At 63.6% G+C, this 5,708-nt stretch carries 3 protein-coding genes; 2 read left to right on the top strand and 1 reads right to left on the bottom strand.

Annotation, left to right across the window (positions count from 1 at the left end; all coding sequences use genetic code 11):
• Window positions 1-2,266, top strand: a 2,266-nt coding sequence (locus tag ACIREA_RS25190) for a DUF1553 domain-containing protein (protein ID WP_397385085.1), incomplete at its 5' end; no start/stop codon positions are given.
• A 9-nt stretch (window positions 2,267-2,275) separates the two neighbouring features.
• Entirely contained in the window at window positions 2,276-3,709 is a 1,434-nt protein-coding gene (locus ACIREA_RS25195; protein ID WP_397385086.1) for a DUF1501 domain-containing protein, read from the top strand.
• A 7-nt stretch (window positions 3,710-3,716) separates the two neighbouring features.
• Here ACIREA_RS25195 and ACIREA_RS25200 read toward each other — a convergent pair.
• The coding region (locus tag ACIREA_RS25200; RefSeq protein WP_397385087.1) for an ATP-binding protein at window positions 3,717-5,708 on the bottom strand (1,992 nt) is incomplete at its 5' end.

Here is a 5,708-nt window from a genome sequence, read left to right on the forward strand (position 1 = left end):
GGACCGTCCGCGCATGGAGGCGTGGCCGTATCGCGACTACGTCATCACGGCGCTGAATGCCGACAAGCCGTATGCTCGCTTTGTGCAGGAGCAGTTGGCGGCGGACGCACTCTATCCTGACGAGCCTTCGCTCACGCCCGCGCTCGGTTTTGCGGCGGCAGGGCCGTTCAATCAAAGCGCGCTTGTCGAGCAGGTGGATGGCACCGACTGCAAACGCATCGCGCTGAATCTCGACCGCGATGACATGGTCGCGAGCACGGCGGGCACCTTCCTCAGCCTCACGGTGCATTGCGCGCGCTGCCATGAGCACAAGTTCGATCCCATCTCCCAGCGCGATTACTACCGGCTGCAGGCCGACTTCGCGGGCGTGGGGCGCACCGAACGCTCCTTCGATGCCAACCCCAAGCTCCGCGCCGAACGCGCCGCGCTGCGGACGAAAATTGCGGAACTGGAAAAAAATCCTGACTCGCATCCGGCGACTGCGGCAGAGCGCAACGAACTCACTCGCGCGCAATCGGCGTGGGAGAAGTCACTTGCCACCCAGGCGGCAGTCTGGACGCCGCTGGAAGTCGAGCGCGTCGAGTCAACGAATGGCGCGACCACATTCACCCAGCTCGATGACGGCTCATGGCTCGCCACGGGCGAGGCGGCGGACAAGGACACCTACACGGTTCGCGTGAAAACCACGCTGCCACGCGTAACCGCACTGCGGCTCGAAGTGCTGCCGGATGAGCGCCTGCCTAAACGTGGCCCGGGCCGCCAGGAGAATGGTAATCTGCATCTCTCGGAAATCCGCGTGAGTGCGGCCGGAGCGGAAAAGCCAACGCCGCTTGCGCTCCAAAATGCGTCGGCGGATTTCAATCAAAGCGGCTGGGGAATCGAGCGCGCCATCGACGGCAGGAAGGACACCGCATGGGGCATCTTCCCCGAGGTCGGGCAGGCACACCACGCAGTCGTCGAGTTGAAGCAACCTCTCGCCGCAGCGGATGGCTCAGTGATGGTCATCGAACTCGACCAGCTTCACGGACAGCATCATCTCATTGGACGCTTCCGACTTTCGGTCACGGACAAAACGCAGCCCGTGCGCGCGCCGACACTGCCGCTCGCGCTGCTCGGCAAGCTCGCGCGGCCGGAATCCGAACGCTCGGACGCCGAGCGCAAACAGCTCTTCGACACGCATCGCGTCGTGTTTCTTAAACAGCAGCTCGCGCAGTTTCCCGCCGAACAGAAAGTGTGGGCCATCGCCGCGGACTTCGCGCCGCTGCGCAACTACAAGCCCACGAAGGAACCGCTGCCCATCGCCGTGCTTCGACGCGGCGACATCAAGTCACCGCTCGCGCCCGTCGGCCCCGGCGCACTCGCGGCGGTGAGCACGCTGCCGTCGGAATTTTCACTCGCCAATTCCAAGGACGAAGCCGCACGCCGCACCGCGCTCGCACGCTGGATCACCGCGCCGGAGAACATGCTCACCTGGCGCAGCATCGTGAACCGCGTGTGGCACTGGCATTTTGGGCGCGGCCTGGTGGAGACACCGAATGACTTTGGCCGCATGGGTTCGCTGCCCACGCATCCTGAGCTGCTCGACTGGCTTGCCGTGCAGTTTCGCGACAGCGGCGGCTCTTTGAAGCAGCTCCACAAGCTCATTGTGACGAGTGCGACGTACCGGCAGGTATCCACGCACCGCGACGCCGCCGCGCGCGTGGACGGCGACAATCGCTTTCTCTGGCGCATGAACCGCCAGCGACTCGACGCCGAAAACGTGCGCGATGCCATGCTCGCCGCGAGCGGCAAACTCGATCTGACGATGGGCGGCCCCTCGGCGATGCAGTTCAAATTCGACGACCCCAACAAGGCCGTCACTCCGCGCATTGACTATGGAGCCTTCGATCCTGACAGCCCTGCGAGCTACCGGCGCAGCGTCTATCGCTTCCTCTTCCGCAACATCAACGACCCGCTGCTTGATGCCTTCGACGCCGTGGACCCGTCGCTCTCCACACCGAAGCGCAATGACACGATCACACCGCTGCAGGCACTCTCGCTCTGGAACAACCGCTTCGTCCTGCGCCAGTGCGAGCACCTCGCCGCGCGCATCGAACGCGAAGCAGATGGTCTTGAGTCCCAGGTCGGGCGCGCCTTCCGCCTGCTCTGCGCGCGTGCACCGTCAGCTGCGGAATCTGCGCTGCTCGTCGAGCACGCGCGCCGCCACGGCCTGGCCAGCGCCTGCCGCGTGCTCATCAACTCGAATGAGTTCCTGTTTGTAAACTGATCCTCTGCCATGAAACCCCATTCTCACCCACTCACCCGCCGCGAATTTCTGCAGCACAGCGGCGGTGGTTTCGGCTCCGTGGCGCTTGCATGCCTGCTGCAGGAGCAGGGACTGCTCGCGGGTGATGCGCCTGTGTCTGCCATGCATCTGCCCCAGCACCCGGCGCGCGCGAAGCAGGTCATCCAGCTCTTCATGCTGGGCGGCGCGAGCCAGTGCGACATGTTTGATTACAAGCCGGAGCTGCAACGACGTGGCGGCGAGAAGGTGAACTTCACCGTCACCGGCGGCACGGTATCGAGTCCCGGGCCGCTGCTGAAAAGCCCATGGGAATGGCGGCAGCACGGCCAGTGCGGGCGCTGGGTGAGCAGCGCACTGCCAAACCTCGCGAAGTGCGTTGATGACATGGCCTTCCTCATGGCGATGAACGCGCCCACGAGCGAGCACAGCGCGGGGCAGACCCTGCAGACCAGCGGCTTCTTGAGTCCAGGGTTTCCGACCGTCGGCGCCTGGGTCAGCTACGCGCTCGGCAGCCTCACGGACAATCTTCCCGTCTTCGTCGCACTGCCTGATCCCGTGGGCCTGCCGTGGACGGGAAAGGCTGCGTGGACGAACGGTTTCCTCCCCGCACTGCATCAGGGCACGATGCTCAACCCCTCGGCGGCGAATCCCGTGCCCGACCTGTTCCCACCCAAGAGCGCGGGCTTCGTCAATGCTGCGAGCGAGCGCGATGGCCTCGACGTGCTCGCGAAACTGAACCGCGCACAACTTCAGCCCGGCGACTCACGGCTCGAAGCCCGCATCGCCAGCTATGAACTCGCCGCGCGCATGCAGCTTGCCGTGCCCGAAGTGCTCGACCTCCGCGGCGAGACCACGGCGACAAAGCAGCTCTATGGATTCGGCAACGACAAGACCGAGCCGCTGGGCCGCAACTGCCTCATCGCGCGGCGGCTCATCGAGCGCGGGGTGCGCTTTGTGCAGCTCTGGTGCGGCGGCTCCCTCAACGGTGCAGCGGGAAACTGGGACAACCACGGCGACATCACCGCCGGCTCCGACTTTGAGAAAATGTGCGTGCGATCGGATCAGCCCATCGCCGGACTGCTGCACGACCTCAAAGCGCGCGGCCTGCTTGACGAGACCCTTGTGCTATGGACCAGCGAGTTTGGCCGCACGCCCTACAGCCAGGGCAGCAAAGGCCGTGATCACAATGGAAACACCTTCGTGAGCTGGATGGCCGGCGGCGGCATCCAGGGCGGCACGACGTATGGCGAAAGCGATGAATTCTCCTTCAAGGCCGCAGTGAATCCGACCCTGTGCTACGACCAGCACGCCACGCTGCTGCATCTTCTCGGCTTCGACCACACGAAACTCACCTTCCGCCACAACGGCGCGGACCGCCGCCTCACCGACGTGCATGGGCACGTGATCCAAGAAATCCTCACCTAGACTGTCCTCACGCCTTCGGGTGCAGCACTCCGTCGATCGTGCGCAGAAGCATGTTTGAATTGTACGGCTTGTGCAGGACTGTATCCACCCCCAGCGATTTCATGGTGTCGAGCTGGGCCTGATTGCACAACCCCGAGGAAGCGATCACCGGGACGCCTGGGTTTATTTTCCGCAGCGTGCGCAGAAGCAGAACACCATTCATGCCCGGCATCATGATGTCCGTCAAAACGAGGGCAACTTCCTGCGAGTGATCGGTGTACAAGACAAGGGCTTCCGTCGCATTATTGGCCAGCAAGACGCGGTAGCCGTTTGCCTCCAGCACCTCTCGCGCCGCGTTGGCGATCGCCACCTCATCGTCCACCACCAGCACGCATTCCCCGTGGCCGGTCGGAGCAGGCGCAGAGGCAGAGATGTCCGCCATCGCCTCCTGATCCGGGGCGGCCGGCAGATAAACCTGGAAAGTCGTCCCTTTGCCTAGTGCGGTCACCACCTTGAGCAGGCCGCCATGACTCTTGACGATGCCGTGCACCGTGGAGAGGCCGAGTCCTGTGCCTTTGCCAATTTCCTTAGTGGTGAAGAAGGGATCAAAGATGCGTTCCAGGATTTCAGGAGGGATGCCGCTGCCCGTGTCGCTCACTTCCAGCAGCACATGCGGGCCTGGCGCTATGTCGGACAGCATGCTCGCGTAGCTGGCATCGATGTCGAGATTGGTGGCGCTCAGCCGCAGCGTTCCTCCATCCGGCATGGCATCACGCGCATTCACACAGAGGTTCAGCAGCACCTGGTGAATCTGCGTGGCATCTCCGAGCACGAGCCTCAAGCGCGGACCTTTGAGGCATTCGAGGACGACTTCCTTGGGGAAGGTGCTGCGGATCATCTGCTCCATCTCAGTGATCAGCACATCCACCTGCAAAGGATGCCGTTCGCCATCCAATCCACGGCCAAAGGCGAGCACTTGCTTGACGATCTGCGCCCCACGTGCGGCGCTCATCTCGATGGTGTCACACAGGCTGTCACGTTTTTCCGCTGGCAACCCCAGGCGCAGCACGGCCACGGACATCATGATGGGAGTGAGAATGTTGTTGAGATCATGAGCCACGCCGCTGGCGAGCGTGCCGATGCTCTCCATGCGCTGAGCCCGGAGAAACTGCGCCTCAAGCTTCTTGCGCTCGGTGATGTCGTGAAAGGTCCACACACGGCCGTAGTAGGTGCCATCACTGCCGCGCACGGGCGCAGAGTAGCTTTCCAGGACGGTGCCATCCAGCAGTTCGATGACATCCGTGCTCGAATCATCCGGATGTGCATTGAGATGGGCGAGCTTTTCGGCAAAGACCTGCGGCTCGCAGATCCGGCCGAGGATGAACTGGACCTGCTTGGACTCGTCAGGGTCGTCGGCAATGGGCGGCGGGATTTTCCACATCTCGTTCATCCGCTTGTTTTGGAGCAGCTTTCTGCCTTCGCTGTCCACCACGAGGATGCCATCGATCGCGGAATGCACCTGCGCCTCAAAGAAGGCCGTGCGCCAGCGCAGCTCCTGCTCCGCCTGCCTGCGTTTGGCCTCGCCTTCGCCTACCTCCAGCGCAAAGCCGATGTCCATGGCCAGTTCATCCAGCAGCAGCGTTTCCTCCTCGTTGAAGAAGCCGGTCTTGTCCGAATAGAGCATGAAGACGCCGACGATCCTGCCCGCGACTTTGAGCGGGAAACAGGCGGAGGAGCGGTAGCCGCGCTTCAGCGCCTCCTCGCGCCACGGTGCCAGCAGCGGGTCCTGCTCCATGTCGTGGCAGGTGATGTGCTCTGCGGACATGAAGCACCGCCCCGAGGGGCCGCTGCTCCGCGCCTTGTCGCTCAGGTCGATGTTCAGCAGCTCCAGATACCCCTCCACCACGCCCGCAGAGGCCACCGGCTGCAGCTTGTTCGCGGCGGCGTCGTGCAGTCCGACCCACGCCATGCGGAAGCCGCCCTTCTCCACGGCGATCTGGCAGGCCTTCGTCAGCATCGC

The sequence above is a fragment of the Prosthecobacter sp. genome (genome assembly GCF_044373815.1).
GTDB lineage: Bacteria > Verrucomicrobiota > Verrucomicrobiia > Verrucomicrobiales > Verrucomicrobiaceae > Prosthecobacter.

Excerpts from the sequence above, each read along its gene's own strand:
- ACIREA_RS25195 (WP_397385086.1), top strand. The coding sequence starts at position 2,276 with ATGAAACCCCATTCTCACCCACTCACCCGCCGCGAATTTCTGCAGCAC.